Origin of the sequence: Pseudomonas sp. A34-9 (assembly GCF_029543085.1) — a bacterium.
Lineage (GTDB): Bacteria > Pseudomonadota > Gammaproteobacteria > Pseudomonadales > Pseudomonadaceae > Aquipseudomonas.
Window position 1 is genome coordinate 6,165,219 of record NZ_CP119967.1, and the last position, 15,914, is coordinate 6,181,132.

14 protein-coding genes are annotated in these 15,914 nt (G+C 61.4%); 3 read left to right on the forward strand and 11 right to left on the reverse strand.

Going from position 1 to position 15,914, the window contains the following annotated elements:
* Positions 1–63: 63 nt before the first annotated feature.
* The 5 genes from P3G59_RS27725 to P3G59_RS27745 form a co-directional block, all read right to left on the reverse strand.
* Positions 64–1,089, reverse strand: coding sequence for a putative 2-aminoethylphosphonate ABC transporter substrate-binding protein (locus P3G59_RS27725; protein WP_277759730.1), 1,026 nt, complete (start codon positions 1,087–1,089; stop codon positions 64–66).
* Between the two features lie 36 nt (positions 1,090–1,125).
* Entirely contained in the window at positions 1,126–2,850 is a 1,725-nt protein-coding gene (locus tag P3G59_RS27730) for a putative 2-aminoethylphosphonate ABC transporter permease subunit (RefSeq protein WP_277759731.1), read from the reverse strand.
* On the reverse strand, positions 2,850–3,926 hold the full coding sequence (locus P3G59_RS27735; RefSeq protein WP_166221586.1) for a putative 2-aminoethylphosphonate ABC transporter ATP-binding protein: 1,077 nt from the start codon (positions 3,924–3,926) through the stop codon (positions 2,850–2,852). Before P3G59_RS27735 ends, P3G59_RS27730 begins: the two co-directional genes overlap by 1 nt.
* A 193-nt stretch (positions 3,927–4,119) precedes the next feature.
* On the reverse strand, positions 4,120–4,983 hold the full coding sequence (locus P3G59_RS27740; protein ID WP_277759732.1) for a LysR family transcriptional regulator: 864 nt from the start codon (positions 4,981–4,983) through the stop codon (positions 4,120–4,122).
* A 13-nt stretch (positions 4,984–4,996) separates the two neighbouring features.
* Positions 4,997–7,306: a heavy metal translocating P-type ATPase gene (locus tag P3G59_RS27745; protein WP_277759733.1), complete on the reverse strand. Its 2,310-nt coding sequence runs from the start codon at positions 7,304–7,306 to the stop codon at positions 4,997–4,999.
* An 84-nt stretch (positions 7,307–7,390) separates the two neighbouring features.
* Here P3G59_RS27745 and cadR point away from each other — a divergent pair, with 84 nt between their 5' ends.
* Positions 7,391–7,840: a Cd(II)/Pb(II)-responsive transcriptional regulator gene (gene cadR / locus P3G59_RS27750; RefSeq protein WP_277759734.1), complete on the forward strand. Its 450-nt coding sequence runs from the start codon at positions 7,391–7,393 to the stop codon at positions 7,838–7,840.
* 121 nt (positions 7,841–7,961) lie between these two features.
* Here cadR and P3G59_RS27755 read toward each other — a convergent pair whose 3' ends face one another.
* From P3G59_RS27755 to P3G59_RS27765, 3 genes are all read right to left on the reverse strand, one after another.
* Positions 7,962–8,933, reverse strand: a complete 972-nt coding sequence (locus tag P3G59_RS27755; protein ID WP_127930146.1) for a thymidylate synthase — start codon at positions 8,931–8,933, stop codon at positions 7,962–7,964.
* Between the two features lie 50 nt (positions 8,934–8,983).
* Complete coding sequence (gene lgt / locus P3G59_RS27760) at positions 8,984–9,799, reverse strand: prolipoprotein diacylglyceryl transferase (RefSeq protein WP_064116307.1); 816 nt, start codon at positions 9,797–9,799, stop codon at positions 8,984–8,986.
* Between the two features lie 77 nt (positions 9,800–9,876).
* Complete coding sequence (locus tag P3G59_RS27765) at positions 9,877–10,659, reverse strand: sulfite exporter TauE/SafE family protein (protein WP_277759735.1); 783 nt, start codon at positions 10,657–10,659, stop codon at positions 9,877–9,879.
* A 132-nt stretch (positions 10,660–10,791) separates the two neighbouring features.
* Between P3G59_RS27765 and P3G59_RS27770 the strand changes: the two genes are divergently transcribed.
* A complete protein-coding gene (locus P3G59_RS27770) occupies positions 10,792–11,538 on the forward strand; it encodes an NRDE family protein (protein WP_277759736.1) in 747 nt (248 codons plus the stop codon).
* Between the two features lie 244 nt (positions 11,539–11,782).
* Here P3G59_RS27770 and ptsP read toward each other — a convergent pair whose 3' ends face one another.
* Positions 11,783–14,062 carry a phosphoenolpyruvate--protein phosphotransferase gene (ptsP, locus tag P3G59_RS27775; protein ID WP_277759737.1) on the reverse strand — a complete coding sequence of 760 codons (2,280 nt, stop codon included), beginning with the start codon at positions 14,060–14,062 and terminating at the stop codon, positions 11,783–11,785.
* Between the two features lie 22 nt (positions 14,063–14,084).
* A complete protein-coding gene (locus P3G59_RS27780; RefSeq protein WP_003229203.1) occupies positions 14,085–14,564 on the reverse strand; it encodes an RNA pyrophosphohydrolase in 480 nt (159 codons plus the stop codon).
* Positions 14,565–14,707: 143 nt separating this feature from the next.
* Here P3G59_RS27780 and P3G59_RS27785 point away from each other — a divergent pair, with 143 nt between their 5' ends.
* On the forward strand, positions 14,708–15,364 hold the full coding sequence (locus P3G59_RS27785) for an HAD family hydrolase (RefSeq protein WP_277759738.1): 657 nt from the start codon (positions 14,708–14,710) through the stop codon (positions 15,362–15,364).
* A gap of 112 nt (positions 15,365–15,476) precedes the next feature.
* On the opposite strand, the gene P3G59_RS27790 is transcribed toward P3G59_RS27785, so the two are convergent.
* Positions 15,477–15,902: a DUF2269 domain-containing protein gene (locus P3G59_RS27790; protein ID WP_277759739.1), complete on the reverse strand. Its 426-nt coding sequence runs from the start codon at positions 15,900–15,902 to the stop codon at positions 15,477–15,479.
* Between the last annotated feature and the right edge of the window lie 12 nt (positions 15,903–15,914).

The following is a 15,914-nucleotide window of genomic DNA, read 5'->3' on the forward strand; positions in this document are numbered from 1 at the left end:
CACTGAAGATCCAATGTGGGAGCGAGCCTGCTCGCGAAGGGGCCCTGTCAGTCGATAAAGGTCTTACTTGGCGGCGACTTTCTCGGACTTGCCGTCATAACGCTTGCGCCATTCGGTGAGGATCTCGTCGCGATTCTTCGAGGCCCAGGCAAAGTCGTTCTTGATCAAACGCTGCTCGTAATCCGCCGGCAATTCGGTCTGCGGCTTGGCGATACCCGGCTGCGCGAGAACAGCGAAGTTCTCCTTGTACAGATCCATCGCCTCGGCACTTGCCGAGAAGTCAGCCAGTTTCTTCGCCGCTTCTTCATGCGCCGTGCCTTTGATCACGGCGGTCGCTTCGATCTCCCAGCCCAGGCCTTCCTTCGGCAGGATGATGTCCAGCGGCGCCCCCTGACGCTTCAACTGAACGGCCGGGTATTCGAAGGAAATCCCGATCGGGAATTCCCCTGCCGCCGCCAGTTTGCAAGGCTTGGAGCCGGAGTGAACGTACTGGCCAATGTTCTGGTGCAGGCCGTCCATATAGGCCCAGCCCTGCTTTTCGCCGAAGGTTTGCAGCCAGGCACTGACGTCGAGAAAACCGGTGCCGGACGATGCCGGATTCGGCATGACGATCTTGCCCTTGTACTCAGGCTTGGTCAGGTCCTGCCAGCTCACGGGCTTGGTCAAACCCTGTTTCTCGGCTTCGACGGTGTTGAAGCAAATCGTCGCGGCCCAGACGTCCATGCCGACCCAGGCTGGCGGGTTGGCAGCGTCGCGGTAGTTCGCGCCGATCTTGCCGAGGTCCTTCGGCGCGTAGCTTTGCAGCATGCCTTGCTGATCGAGGATCGCCAGGCTCGACGCTGCCAGGCCCCACACCGCGTCAGCCTGTGGACGGGCCTTTTCAGCGAGCAGTTTGGCGGTGATGATCCCGGTGGAATCACGTACCCATTTGATCTCGACGTCCGGGTTGGCCTTTTCGAACGCTTCTTTGTAGGACTTCAATTGCTCGGCTTCGAGGGCGGTGTACACCGTCAACTCGGTTTTTGCCGCAAAGGCATTCAGGCTGAAAGTAGCGAGCACAGCAGCGGCCAGGGCCATAGGCTTGAACATGATCGTTTTCCTGTAGTGAGTTGAACGGGGTTGGAATCAGTGACCGGGCGCGGTTTGCCGCCAGGCCTGGGAACGGCGCAGCAAGCCGCGCGAAGCCCACGCCAGCAGCAAGGACACGCCCGCCGAGGTGAACAGAATCAGGGTCGACATCGCCGCCGCGCCGCCGACATTGCCAGCGTCATCCATGTTCAGCACCGCGACCGCCGCGAGGATGGTGTCGGGGCTGTAGAGGAAGATCGCTGCGGAGACCGTGGTCATCGCCGAGACGAACAGGTAGCGCACGATGTCGAGCAGCGCCGGCAGGCAGATCGGCACGGTGACGCGCAGGTAGTGCCGATACAGCGGCGCCTTCAGCGACAGCGCAGCCGCTTCGAACTCGGCGTCGAGTTGGCGCAGGGCGGTGGTCGCGGTCATTTGTGCGGTGGTCAGGTAGTGCGCAATGGTGCAGACGATCAGCAGCGTCATCGTCCCGTACAGCACATGCAGCGGGTTGCCGCTGAGGTTGAAGAAGAAAACGTATCCGAGACCGAGCACCAGCCCCGGCACCGCCATCGGCACGAAGCTGAGCATGCGCAAGGTCAGGTTAAGGCCGCGTTGGCTGCGGGTTTTTTCCATCAGGTAGGCGCCGGTAAAAATCAGCACGCTGCCGATCAACGCCGTGCCCAAGGCCATCTTCAAACTGTTGCTGTAGGCCAGCCAGCCACCGCCAGCGGTTTCGTTGAACTGGTAATGATTGAGCGACAGCGACAGGTTGTACGGCCAGAACTTCACCAGCGAAGAGAACACCGCCATGCCGAACACCAGAATCAATGCGGCGCTGATCAGCAAAACAATCGCCAGATAGCAGCCGTCGCGGAGTTTCGACGGTGCTGGTTTGAACACCTGCGCACGCCCGCTCATGGAGTCGCCGTGACGTCGACGCAGCCAGGCATCGACGCCGAAGCTGAACAGCGCCGGCAGCAACAGCACCATGCCGATCAATGCGCCGCGACCGAATTGTTGCTGGCCGACCACGGCTTTGTAGGCTTCCAGCGCCAGCACTTGATAGTCGCCCCCGACCACCACCGGCACACCGAAATCGGTGATGGTCAGGGTGAACACCAGACAGAACGCGGCGAACACAGCCTGTCGGGTCGCCGGCCATGTGATGCTGCGAAAGGCCTTCGCCGGACTGGCGCCCATGCTCGATGCGGCATCGAACAGGCGTGCATCGGCCAGCGACAGCGCCGACAGCAAAATCATCAGCGCATGCGGGAAGGTGTAAATCACCTCGCCCAGCACAATCCCCCAGAACCCGTAGATGTTGTCCGAGAGCAGCCCGCGCAACATGCCCTGGTTGCCGAACAGATAGACCAGCGCAATACCCGGCAGCATCGACGGCGCCATCAGCGGCAGCAGGGAAATCCCGCGCCAGATACCCTTCGCCGGAATCAGCGTGCGTTGCAAGGCGTAGGCAAACAGATAGGCCAGCGGCACGACGATGGCCGCGACACTGAGGGAAACCTTCAGGCTGTTGCCGAGCAACCAGTGGAAATTCTCGCTGGTCACCAGTTCCTTCGCCGCAACCCAGCCACCGCCCTGCCCGGCTTCACTGCTGAAGCCGCGCCAGAAGATCGCCAGCAACGGCAACAGCACCGCAACGCCAAGCAATACCAGCAAAAGGACTTTGCCGCCGACGACAAAAATGCGGTCGCCGATCTCGGCTTTCGAAGACTGTCGCACCTGCTTGTGCGGTAGCGGCAGCGCGAGGTTGCTGTTCATCAGGCAAACACCTGCAGGCTGCGCGGCGGCAAGGCGACCATGATTTGCTGAGCGCCGAGGCGCGGCATGGCTTCCGGGGCGAGTTCGGCGAGCAAGGCGTGGCCCGGCAATTGATCGAGTTCGAAGCTCATGCGGCAGCGGTTGCCGAGGAAAGTGATCTCGCGGACTTTGGCCGGGAACAGGTTTTCTTCATGCACCAACGGATTGACGTTGATCGCTTCCGGGCGGCAAAACAAACGACCCGAGGCGCGCTGGACGCTGCCGTCGCTCAGGCGCAGGTTCATCCCGCCGACCTGCGCATGGCTGTCGCTGCTGCGCTGGAACGGCAGCCAGTTACCCTGCCCGACAAACTCGGCCACGAACGGCGTAGCCGGGCGATTGTAGATTTCCTGCGGGGTGGCGTACTGCTCGACGCGGCCGTTGTTCATCACCGCAATGCGGTCGGCCATCAGCATGGCTTCATCCTGATTGTGCGTGACCATCAGCGTGGTGATACCGAGGTTGCGTTGCAGCTGGCGCAGCTCGGTGCACAGATGCTCGCGGACGCGGGCGTCGAGGGCGGACATCGGTTCATCGAGCAACAACAGCGACGGTGCCGGCGCCAGAGCACGAGCCAGCGCGACGCGTTGCTGTTGGCCACCGGACAATTGACCGGGGTACTTTTTCTCGCTGCCGGTGAGGCCGACCAGCTCCAGCATCTGCCCGACGCGGCGGCGCACTTCGTCGCGACCGCTGCCGGCCAGGCCGTAGGCAATGTTCGCTTCGACGGTCAGATTGGGGAACAGCGCGTAGGACTGGAACAAAATCCCGTAGTCGCGGGCTTGTGGGGCGAGGTGTGAGACATCGCGATCGCCGAGGTACAGCTCGCCGCTGTCCTGCTTTTCCAGGCCGGCGATGCAGCGCAGCAACGTGGTCTTGCCGCAGCCCGACGGGCCGAGCAGGCACACCAGCTCACCGGCGGCGACGTCGAGGGAAACGTTATCCAGCGCAGTGAACGCGCCGAAGCGTTTCTGCACGCCGCGCACTTTCATCGGCGCACCGGGGTTGGTCAGGGCAGTTGCGATGGCAGGATTCATGGACAGACCTCATCAAGCAGATGAGGCCAATCCTAGAGTTGTAATGCGTCCGTCATGTGGCAGTGAGGCAAAAACGGCCGATAGTGGTATTCGGGGATTTTGGTTGGAGATCAAAAGATCGCAGCCTTCGGCAGCTCCTACAGGGGGACGCATTCCAATGTAGGAGCTGCCGAAGGCTGCGATCTTTTGATCTTCAAGCCGGGGACATTTCCTGCGCCAACCCCAGAAACGCCGCCGGCAACCGCGCGCCCTTCCTCTCCTTGAGGCAATACAGATACTCGGGAATCTGCGGCGCATTCTCGATGGTCAACACGCGCAACTGCGGATCATGCGGCACTTCCTGCCGGGCAATGATGCTGATGCCGATATTGCGCAGCACCGCCTCACGGATCGACTCGCGGCTGCCGATCTCCAGCAACGGCCCGAAACTCACCCCGGCACTGGCCAGCAACTCTTCCGTCAGCCGCCGCGTCGTCGAACCCGACTCCCGCATCAACAAGGTATGCCCGGCCAGCGCACTCAGGGCCACATGCTCCTGCGTCGCCAGCGGATGATTGCGATGCACCGCCAGCACCAGCGGATCAGTGCCCAGCACCCGGCGAATCAGCCGCGCATCATCGAGCAACTGCGACGACGCCGCGATGTCCACCCGGTAATCCTCCAGCGCTTCGAGCACCTGCTGCGAGTTGCCGATTTCCACCGACACCTCCACGTGCGGCAGACGCTCGCGGAAGGTTTTCACCAGATCGAGGATGTAATACGGCGCCGTCGCGGCGATGCGCAACGTGCCCTGCACCTGGCCGCTGTTGCGCAGGAAGAACTCAATGTCGGCTTCCTGCTGCAACAGCGTCTTGACCATCGGCAGCAACCGCGCGCCTTCGTCACTGACACTCAGGCGCCGGCCACCACGGTAGAACAACTCCACCGAATACTGACTTTCCAGATGGCGGATCTGCGTGGTCACGGTCGGTTGGCTGAGGCCGAGTTTTTTCGCCGCCAGCGTGATGCTGCCCAGGCGGGCGACCATGTAAAACGCTTTCAGCTCGGCACTCAGCACAACCTTTCCTCATCTATTTGCGCAGCAGGCGCAAACCGTTGAACACCACCAACAGGCTCACGCCCATGTCGGCGAACACCGCCATCCACATGGTGGCGAGCCCGGCGAAGGTTACCGCAAGAAAGATAGCCTTGATCACCAGGGCCAGCGCGATGTTCTGTTTCAGGATGCTCGCGGTGTTGCGCGACAGGCTGATGAAGGCCGGGATCTTGCGCAGATCGTCGTCCATCAGGGCGACATCGGCGGTTTCGATCGCGGTGTCGGTGCCAGCCGCGGCCATGGCAAAACCGATCTCGGCGCGGGCCAGCGCCGGCGCGTCGTTGATGCCGTCGCCAACCATGCCGACCCGGTGGCCCTGTTTGTACAGGTCCTCGATGGCTTGCAGCTTGTCGCTTGGCAGCATGTCGCCCTTGGCTTGGTCGATACCGACCTGAGCGGCAATCGCCTGCGCGGTGTGAACGTTGTCGCCGGTCAGCATCAGGGTTTTCACGCCCAGCGCATGCAACTGACGTATCGCCTCGCGGCTGCTCTCCTTGACCGTGTCGGCCACGGCAAACAGCGCCAATGGGCCGGACTTGTCGAGCAACAACACCACGGATTTGCCCTGCTTCTCCAGCGCAAACAGCTTTTCTTCCAGTTGCGGCGAGCACAGGCCCAGCTCTTCGACCAGACGATGGTTGCCCAAGTGGTAGGTCTGGCCGTTGATCTCGCCTTTCACACCACGGCCGCCGAGTGCTGCAAAGTTATCCACAATCAACGGCGTGAAGTTTTTATCCACAGCCGCATTGGCGATGGCCAGTGACACCGGGTGGTCGGAACGCCCGGCCAGTGCCGCCGCGATTGCCGGCGCCGTAGCCTCCGCCGTCGGGTCGAGGGACAGGTAATCGGTCTGCACCGGTTTGCCGTGGGTGATCGTCCCGGTTTTATCCAGCGCCAGATAAGCGAGCTTGAAGCCGCCCTCCAGGTACACGCCGCCCTTGACCAGAATGCCTTTGCGCGCCGCTGCCGCGAGGCCGCTGACGATGGTTACCGGGGTGGAAATGACCAAGGCACATGGGCACGCGACCACCAGCAGCACCAGCGCGCGATAGATCCAGTCGAACCACACCGCGCCCATGAACAGCGGCGGGATGATCGCCACGGCCAGGGCCAGAACGAACACCACCGGGGTGTAGATTTTCGAGAATTGATCGACGAAACGCTGGGTCGGCGCCCGTGCGCCCTGGGCTTGCTCGACGGCGTGGATGATGCGTGCCAGGGTCGAGTTGTTCGCCGCCGCAGTCACCGTGTATTCCAGCGAGCCGGCCTGGTTGATGGTGCCGGCGAAGACTTTGTCGCCGACGGTTTTTTCCACCGGCAAGCTTTCACCAGTGATCGGCGCCTGGTCGATGGTCGAACTGCCGCTGAGCACTTCGCCGTCCAGCGCGATGCGCTCACCGGGTTTTACCCGTACGCGGGCACCCAGTTCGACGACTTTAACCTCCTGTTCAAGCCAGCTGCCGTCAGACTGCTGCACGGTCGCCTGCTCGGGTGTCATCTGCATCAAGCCACCGATTGCGTTACGCGCACGATCCAGCGAGCGCGCTTCGATCAACTCGGCGACGGTGAAAAGGAACATCACCATCGCCGCTTCCGGCCACTGGCCGATGAGGATGGCACCGGTGACGGCGATGCTCATCAGCGCATTGATGTTGAGATTGAGGTTCTTCAGGGCAATCCAGCCCTTTTTATAGGTGGTCAGGCCACCGCTGAGGATCGACACCAGCGCAATGATCGCCACCACCCAGGTCGGCGCGGCGTTGGTGAAGTGAATCACTTCGGCAGCCAGTGCACCGACACCGGACAGCGCCAGCGGCCACCAGTGTTTTTTCACTGGCGCGGGGGCTTGGGTTTCAACGCCCGCTTCCAGCGGTTCGGCGTGCATGCCGAGGGATTTGATTGCCTCGGTAATGGGCTCGGTGCCCGGCAGCGTGTGGGTCACGCCGAGCACACGGTTGATCAGGTTGAATTCCAGCTGCTCGACGCCGGCCAGTTTGCCAAGCTTGTTCTGGATCAGCGTCTGCTCGGTCGGGCAGTCCATCGCCTCGATGCGGAAACTGCTCAACCGCGCATCGGCGCTGGTCTTTTCGCTCAGCTGCACCAGCGCAGGCGCGGCGGCTGCCGACGAGCAGCAGGAATCTTCGTGCGCATGAACCGGTGCCGGTGCGGCGACTTTCGATCCGCAGCAGGCATCGCCGCCATGGGAATGCTTGTGCACAGGCTGCAATTTATGACTGTGATCGTGCCCGTCGCCGGGTTTGTGGGTGTGCTGGGAATCGCTCATTGGTCGCGTCCATGAAGGTGCCTGTTGCCAAGTAAAGACCCTGTAGCCACTATAGGGTCAAGCACCCTTTTGGAGATTGCCGTCATGAAGATCGGAGAACTGGCGAAACTCACCGACTGCGCCGTGGAAACCATCCGCTATTACGAGCGCGAAAACCTGCTGCCAGAGCCGGCCCGCAGCGACGGCAACTACCGCGTCTACACCCAGGCCCACGCCGAACGCCTGACCTTCATCCGCAACTGCCGCACCCTCGACATGACTCTCGAAGAGATCCGCAGCCTGCTGACCTTGCGTGACAGCCCGCAGGACCAATGCGAAAGCGTCAATGCGCTGATCGACGAGCACATCCAGCATGTAAAGGCGCGTATTGACGGGTTGCTGGCGTTGCAGGCACAACTGCTCGACCTGCGCCAACGCTGTGGCGAAGGGCCGGGGGCGGATCAATGCGGGATTTTGCAGCGACTGGAAGTGAGTGGCGGGGTTGTCGCGACGGAAGTTGAGCATTCGCATGTGGGCCGTAGTCACGGCCATTGAGCCCTTCATAAAACCCAATGTAGGAGCTGCCGCAGGCTGCGATCTTTTGATCTTATAAACAGCAAGATCAAAAGATCGCAGCCTTCGGCAGCTCCTACACAGGGGTGTTGCGTACTACTTGTCAGACCGCCATTGGCGCAGTCATCGGCGCGTGGTGCTCATAGCCTTCCAGCGAGAAATCGCTCGGCTCGACCAGTTCCAGCCATTCCGGTTGATACACGCCAGTCTTGGCAAACTCCGGCACACGATCCGAAATCTTCAGCTTGGGCATGGCGAACGGCTCGCGCTTGAGCTGTTCGTTGAGCATGTCCAGGTGGTTCTCGTAGACGTGCGCATCACCAATGAAATAGGTGAACCAGCGCGGCGTGTAACCGGTCAGGCGACCGATCAGGCTCAGCAGCGCGGCGCCTTCGGTGAGGTTGAACGGCGTGCCCAGACCCAGATCGTTGGAACGGATGTAGAGGGTCAGAGAAATCTCTTTGGTCTCGACATTCGGGTGGAACTGATACAGCAGGTGGCACGGCGGCAGGGCCATTTCATCCAGCTGGGCGACGTTCCAGCCGTGGAACAGGATGCGACGGCTGCCCGGATCGTTGATGATCGTGTCGACGCACTGGCGCACCTGGTCGATGGCTTTGTACAGCACCACGTAAGCCTGGCCGTCTTCTTCGCCCTGAGCGATCTGCTTGTAGCCGTTGCTCAAGGTTTGTTCGATGGCGGCGGTGTTACTTAGCGGGATCTGCTTGTACGCCGGCCACTTACGCCATTGCACGCCGTAGATTTCGCCGAGGTCGTCGTCACCCTGACGGAACGGGTTGGCCAGCCACTGCGCGTTTTCGTTGGCGTTCTGGTCCCAGACCTTGCAGCCCAGCGCACGGAATTCAGCGGCGTTGTTCACGCCACGGAGAAAACCGCACATCTCGCCGATGGCCGACTTGAAGGCCATCTTGCGGGTGGTGATCGCCGGAAAACCTTCCTGCAGATCGAAACGCAGCATCGCACCCGGGAAGCTGATGGTGTTGATGCCGGTGCGGTTGGCCTGTTTGCTGCCGTTCTGAATGACGTGCGAGACCAGTTCGAGATATTGCTTCATGAGTTACCTGTGTCCTTTGAGCCCCGGCGTCGCGCGCCGGGGTTCGTAGTTTAAGCCGTCGGCGCGAGCGGTGCTGCCGGTGCGCGACGATAGGCCAGCCAGATCAGGAACAGCCCGCCGACGATCATCGGCACGCAGAGTACCTGGCCCATGGTCAGCCAGTTCCAGGCCAGATAGCCCAGTTGCGCATCCGGCACGCGAACGAACTCGACGATGAACCGGAAGATGCCATAGAACAGCGCGAACATGCCCGAGACGGCCATGGTCGGACGCGGTTTGCGCGAGAAAATCCACAGGATCAGGAACAACGCCACGCCTTCGAGCGCGAACTGATACAGCTGCGACGGGTGACGCGGCAGCTGCGCCGGATCGCTGAACGGCGGGAAGACCATGGCCCACGGCACGTCGGTGGCTTTGCCCCACAATTCGGCGTTGATGAAGTTGCCGATACGTCCAGCGCCCAGACCAATCGGCACCATCGGCGCGACGAAGTCCATCAACTGGAAGAACGACTTGCCGTTGCGCTTGCCGAACCACAACGCGGCCAGCATCACACCGATAAACCCGCCGTGGAACGACATGCCGCCCTTCCATACTTCGAAAATCAGCGTCGGATTGGCCAGATAAGCGCTCAGGTCGTAGAACAGCACGTAACCCAGACGTCCGCCGACGATCACGCCCATCGATAGCCAGAACACCAGATCGGAGAGTTTCTCCTTGGTCCAGGTCGGGTCGAAACGGTTGAGCCGGCTCGATGCCAGCAGCCACGCACCGCCGATGCCGACGAGGTACATGAGACCGTACCAGTGGATTTTCAGCGGACCGATGGCCAGGGCCACCGGGTCGATCTGCGGGTAAGGCAGCATTGCGACTCCTCGTTAGAGTTGAAACCAAAATTCCCGGGCGACGCTGCCACCTCAGGATTAAGCCAGGATTGCGACGGTTAAAGCAGGAAGCTCACACCCACGCTGAACAGCAAAGCGGCGAACAGGCGTTTCAGCAAGCGCGGCGACAATCGGTGCGCCAGACGCGCGCCGATGCGGGCGAAGACCATGCTGGTCAGGGCGATGCCCAACAACGCCGGCAAATACACAAAACCGAGACTATGCGGCGGCAACAACGGATCGTGCCAGCCCAGAATCATGAAACTTAATGCACTGACCAAGGCGATCGGCAGACCGCAGGCCGACGAGGTCGCCACGGCTTGCTGCATCGGCACACTGCGCCAGGTCAGGAACGGCACGGTCAGCGAACCGCCACCAACCCCAAAAATCGCCGAGGCCCAGCCAATCACACTGCCGGCCACGGTCAGACCGAGTTTGCCCGGCACCGTTCGGCTGGCCTTGGGTTTGATCTCCAGCGCCAGTTGCACCGAGATGATCAAGGCAAACACGCCGATGATCTTTTGCAGGTGCGGCCCGGAGATCGCCTCGGCAGTCAGTGCGCCGAAACCTGCACCGAGCAGAATGCCAACGGCCATCCACATAAAGATCGGCCAGCGCACCGCGCCGCGACGGTGATGCTCACGCACAGCGTTGACCGAGGTGAAAATAATCGTCGCCAGCGACGTGCCGACCGCCAGATGCGTAAGGATCGACGGATCAAAGCCCTGCAGGGTGAAACTGAACACCAGCACCGGGACGATAATGATCCCGCCACCGACGCCAAACAGTCCGGCCAGCACGCCCGCACAGGCGCCCAGCGCCAGATAGAGCAGAAATTCCATGACCGTCTCCCCAGACCGCATCCGCAAAACCGGAGCGGCATGGTAACGGATGCACACCCATCTGCTCCACTGGCGATGGATGCACGGACGCTGGATGCGTAGAGTGGACAAAAAACACACAAGGACCACCTTATGTGCCTGATTGTTTTCGCCTGGCGCCCGGGCCATGCCCAGCCGCTGATCGTCGCGGCCAACCGTGACGAGTTTTACGCAAGGCCCAGTCTGCCGCTGGCGCAATGGCCGGAAGCACCCCATGTGCATGCCGGGCGCGACCTTGAAGCGGGTGGCACCTGGCTGGGGATTGGCGCCAATGGCCGCTTTGCCGCGCTGACCAACATTCGCGACCCGCATCAGCCACCGGCGCGCAAGTCGCGGGGTGAGTTGGTCGCGCGGTTTCTCACCGGTGATGCGTCGATTGATGATTATTTGAACGATGTGGTCGGACGTGCGCCGGAATATGCCGGGTTCAATCTGCTGCTGGGCAATAGTCATGAGCTGTGGCACTTCAATGCGCGGATGTCAGAGCCGGTGATGCTCGAGTCCGGCGTCTACGGGGTGTCCAATGCGGGGCTGGATACGCCGTGGCCGAAGTTGCTCAAGGCCAAGGCTGCGTTGGGCGCGGTGCTGGAGGATCCGCAGCCTGAGCGGTTGCTGGAACTGCTGGGCGATGCGCAGACCGCGCCGTTTGCCGAGTTGCCGGATACCGGGGTGGGTCTGGCGACTGAATCACTGCTGTCGAGTGTGTTTATTGCCAGCCAGAGTTACGGGACGAGGGCGAGTACGGCGTTGATTGTGCAGGCGGATGGGATGCGGCGGATGGTGGAGCGGAGTTTTGGGCCGTATGGCGGGCATCTGGGCGAAGTGGAAATAACAGTTTAAAAGCCGACCCTCACCCCAGCCCTCTCCCAAAGGGAGAGGGGGCCGACCGTGGTGTCTTGAGCCATACATCGACCTGAAAGACCGAGTCGATTATGGATTCAGCAGCACCTCGTCGGTGTGATTCGATTATGGATTCAACACAACACTTTCAGGTCGGCGTACCTCTACAGCATCCCCCAATCAGTCCCTTCTCCCTTTGGGAGAGGGGTAGGCGGGCGGCGTTCCGATGAGGGGCTTTTGATCTTCAGAGGGCCTTGACGACCGCCGGCGGATTCATCTTCGACAACCCGAGGTTCTTCAACGCCAATTGCAGCGAGCTGTGGATCACTTGCGGGTTATCGATGGTCATCAGCTCCGCCAGCAATTCCTTGGCCTTGCTCAGATTGACCTGACGCAGCATCCACTTCACCTTCGGCAAGTTGGTGGCGTTCATCGACAGGCTGTCGAAACCCATCGCCATCAACAGCACCGCCGCCGCCGGATCACCGGCCATCTCGCCGCAGATACTCACCGGTTTGCCTTCGGCATGGGCGTCGCGCACCACGGTTTGCAGGGCTTGCAGCACCGCCGGGTGCAGGTAGTCGTAAAGATCGGCTACACGCGGGTTGTTACGGTCGACCGCCAGCAAATACTGGGTCAAGTCGTTGGAACCGACGGACAGGAAGTCGACCATCCGCGCCAGTTCCTTGGTCTGGTACACCGCTGCCGGAATCTCGATCATCACGCCGATCGGCGGCATCGGCACGTCGGTGCCTTCGTCGCGCACTTCGCCCCAGGCCCGGTGGATCAGGTGCAGGGCTTCTTCGAGTTCGTGGGTGCCGGAGATCATCGGCAGCAGAATCCGCAGGTTGTTCAGGCCTTCGCTGGCCTTGAGCATCGCGCGGGTCTGCACCAGGAAGATTTCCGGGTGGTCGAGGGTGACGCGGATGCCGCGCCAGCCAAGGAACGGGTTGTCTTCCTTGATCGGGAAGTACGACAGCGACTTGTCACCACCGATGTCGAGGCTGCGCATGGTCACCGGTTGCGGGTGGAACGCGGCGAGCTGCTCGCGGTAGATCGCCAGTTGTTCCTTCTCGCTCGGGAAGCGCTGGTTGATCATGAACGGCACTTCGGTGCGGTACAGGCCGACACCTTCGGCGCCACGCTTTTGCGCCCGCGCCACGTCCGCCAGCAAACCGGTGTTGACCCACAGCGGCATGCGGTGGCCATCGAGGGTCACGCACGGCAGGTCGCGCAGGGTGTCGAGGCCCAGCGCCAGTTGTTTCTCTTCTTCGACGACTTCGGCGAACTGCTTGCGCAGCACTTCGCTCGGGTTGGTGTAGACCTCGCCGCGTGTGCCATCGACGATCATTTCGATGCCGTCGACCTTGGCGTATGGCAGGTCGACCAGACCCATCACCGTCGGAATGCCCATGGCCCGGGCAAGAATCGCTACGTGGGAGTTGCCCGAACCGAGTACCGAGACCAGACCGACCAGCGTGCCTTCCGGCACCTCGCCGAGCATCGCCGGCGTCAGTTCTTCGCTGACCAGAATGGTTTTTTCCGGATAGACCAGGTTCTGCTGACGCTCTTCCTGCAAATAGGCGAGCAGGCGGCGGCCGAGGTCCTTGACGTCCGAGGCACGCTCACGCAGGTAAGCGTCGTCCATCAGCTCGAAACGGTTGACGTGTTCGGTGACCACCTGACGCAGCGCGCCCTGGGCCCACTGGCCGGTCTTGATCACGGTGGTGATTTCGCTGCCCAGCGAGGCATCGTCGAGCATCATCAGGTAGACGTCGAACAGCGCGCGCTCTTCCGGGCGCAACTGGGTCGCAAGCTTGGCGGACAACGCGCGCATGTCGGCGCGTACGCCTTCGATGGCGGTCTTGAACAGCGCCAGCTCAGCGTCGATGTCAGTGATGTTTTTGTCCGGCACCACGTCGAGATCGGCCGGCGGCAGCATGACCACCGCAGTACCGACCGCCGCACCCGGCGAACCCGGCACGCCGACGAACTTGGCTTCCTGAATCCCTTTGCCCTGACGGCCCAGACCACGGATCGAACCGGTGGCCTCGGCGTGGGCGATGACGCCGGCGAGCTGCGCGCTCATGGTCACGAGGAAGGCTTCTTCACCTTCGTCGAACTGACGGCGTTCTTTTTGCTGGATAACCAACACGCCGACGACGCGGCGGTGGTGAATGATCGGTGCACCGAGGAACGAGGCGTAACGCTCTTCACCGGTTTCGGCAAAGTAGCGGTAGCGCGGGTGATCCGCAGCGTTTTCGAGGTTCAGGGGTTCTTCACGCGTGCCGACCAGACCGACCAGACCTTCGTTGGGTGCCATGCTGACCTTGCCGATCGAGCGCTTGTTCAAGCCCTCGGTGGCCATCAGGACGAAGCGGTTGGTCTCGGGATCAAGCAGGTAGACCGAGCAGACCTGGCTGCCCATGGCCTCTTTGACGCGCAACACAATAATCCCCAACGCCGCCTTGAGATCCTTGGCGGAGTTAACTTCCTGGACGATCTTGCGCAGCGTATTGAGCATGGCTCGGGGTCGAACTCCGTCGTCAGTCGCGCGCTAAAAGGCGCGGGGCAAGCTCTTTGAGGGCGCGGCGATACACCTCGCGCTTGAATGTCACCACCTGGCCCAACGGATACCAATAGCTGACCCAGCGCCAGCCATCGAACTCCGGTTTACCGGTCAAATCCATCCGCACCCGCTGCTCGTTGGAGATCAGGCGCAGGAGAAACCATTTCTGTTTCTGGCCGATGCACAGCGGTTGGCTGTGCGTGCGCACCAGGCGTTGCGGCAAACGATAGCGCAACCAGCCCCGAGTACAGGCCAGTATTTCAACATCTTCACGTTCCAGGCCAACTTCTTCGTTCAGCTCGCGGTACAAGGCGTCTTCCGGCGTCTCCTCAGGGTTGATTCCCCCTTGCGGAAACTGCCAGGCATCTTGATTGATACGGCGAGCCCATAGCACCTGGCCGGCGTCATTCGTCAGAATGATCCCGACATTGGGGCGGAAACCATCGGGGTCGATCACGGCAACAACCTCGCAAACGCATGTCGCCGCATTGTTCCACAAAGGTTGATAAGGCGGCAACGAAGCTTCCTACCTTATGTGCACTCTTGTGAAAAGACCGTATTCTTGTCGCCTTTTTACAGACTTATCAGCGGGTAACTGCAATGCGCCTGGCACTCTTCGATTTGGACAACACCCTTCTGGGCGGCGACAGCGATCACGCCTGGGGCGACTATCTGTGTGAACGCGGCTTCCTCGACCCGATTGCGTACAAAGCGCGCAACGACGAGTTCTATCAGGATTACCTGGCCGGCAAACTGGATAACGCCGCGTACCTGAACTTCTGCCTGGAGATCCTCGGCCGCACCGAAATGGCCGTGCTCGAGCAATGGCACAACGATTACATGCGCGACTGCATCGAACCGATCGTGCTACCGAAGGCGCTGGAGCTGCTGAAACAACACCGTGATGCCGGCGACAAACTGGTGATCATCACCGCGACCAATCGCTTCGTCACTGCACCGATTGCCGTGCGCCTGGGCGTCGACACCCTGATCGCCACCGAATGCGAAATGATCGACGGCCGCTACACCGGGCGCAGCACCGACATTCCGTGCTTCCGCGAAGGCAAGGTGACGCGCCTGAACCGTTGGCTGGAAGAGACCGGGTATTCGCTGGACGACAGCTATTTCTATAGCGATTCGATGAATGATTTGCCGCTGCTGGAGCAGGTGGCGAATCCGGTGGCGGTCGATCCGGATCCGAATCTGCGGGCCGAGGCCGAGAAGCGTGGTTGGCCGGTTATCTCGCTGCGCGGCTGAAGATCAAAAGATCGCAGCCTTCGGCAGCTCCTACAGGTTCGGTGTCAGACCACATTTTTGTGATCGACAAAAATCCCCTGTAGGAGCTGCCGCAGGCTGCGATCTTTTCACTTCACACCGGTTTGGCCCCCATCAACCCGGCAATCGCCACAAAACACACGAAGCTGAACAACGCCAAGGCAAAACTGAAACGCCCCACCCCGCCCGGCGCCTTGCGCAACCGATTCAAGCGCACCAGCAACCAGAACCACGCCAGCGCCGCCACGGTGTACAGCACGCTCGACGCCAGAATCCAGGTCTGCCCCAGCGGCCAGCCGACCAGATGGACCATCCACCAGCCGGTAAACGGCATGCTCAGCAGCGCCAGCCCCATCAGCAGCCAGACAAATAGCCGTGGCCGCTGCAACGTACGGCTGCCCGCCGTCGCATCACCTTTGCGCCGGGCCAGGAAAACCCAGATCCCCAGACCCAGCGCACTGGCCAGCAAGACCACGGTGGCGACCACGTGCGCCATTTTCAGGGCCGTTAACGTTTCCATTGTCAAAATTCC

Bases quoted from the DNA above. Each gene is read 5' to 3' on its own strand.
- P3G59_RS27725 (WP_277759730.1), bottom strand. From the start codon at position 1,089: ATGTTCAAGCCTATGGCCCTGGCCGCTGCTGTGCTCGCTACTTTCAGC.
- P3G59_RS27730 (WP_277759731.1), bottom strand. From the start codon at position 2,850: ATGAACAGCAACCTCGCGCTGCCGCTACCGCACAAGCAGGTGCGACAG.
- P3G59_RS27735 (WP_166221586.1), bottom strand. From the start codon at position 3,926: ATGAATCCTGCCATCGCAACTGCCCTGACCAACCCCGGTGCGCCGATG.
- P3G59_RS27745 (WP_277759733.1), bottom strand. From the start codon at position 7,306: ATGAGCGATTCCCAGCACACCCACAAACCCGGCGACGGGCACGATCAC.
- cadR (WP_277759734.1), top strand. From the start codon at position 7,391: ATGAAGATCGGAGAACTGGCGAAACTCACCGACTGCGCCGTGGAAACC.
- P3G59_RS27755 (WP_127930146.1), bottom strand. From the start codon at position 8,933: ATGAAGCAATATCTCGAACTGGTCTCGCACGTCATTCAGAACGGCAGC.
- lgt (WP_064116307.1), bottom strand. From the start codon at position 9,799: ATGCTGCCTTACCCGCAGATCGACCCGGTGGCCCTGGCCATCGGTCCG.
- P3G59_RS27765 (WP_277759735.1), bottom strand. From the start codon at position 10,659: ATGGAATTTCTGCTCTATCTGGCGCTGGGCGCCTGTGCGGGCGTGCTG.
- P3G59_RS27770 (WP_277759736.1), top strand. From the start codon at position 10,792: ATGTGCCTGATTGTTTTCGCCTGGCGCCCGGGCCATGCCCAGCCGCTG.
- ptsP (WP_277759737.1), bottom strand. From the start codon at position 14,062: ATGCTCAATACGCTGCGCAAGATCGTCCAGGAAGTTAACTCCGCCAAG.
- P3G59_RS27785 (WP_277759738.1), top strand. From the start codon at position 14,708: ATGCGCCTGGCACTCTTCGATTTGGACAACACCCTTCTGGGCGGCGAC.
- P3G59_RS27790 (WP_277759739.1), bottom strand. From the start codon at position 15,902: ATGGAAACGTTAACGGCCCTGAAAATGGCGCACGTGGTCGCCACCGTG.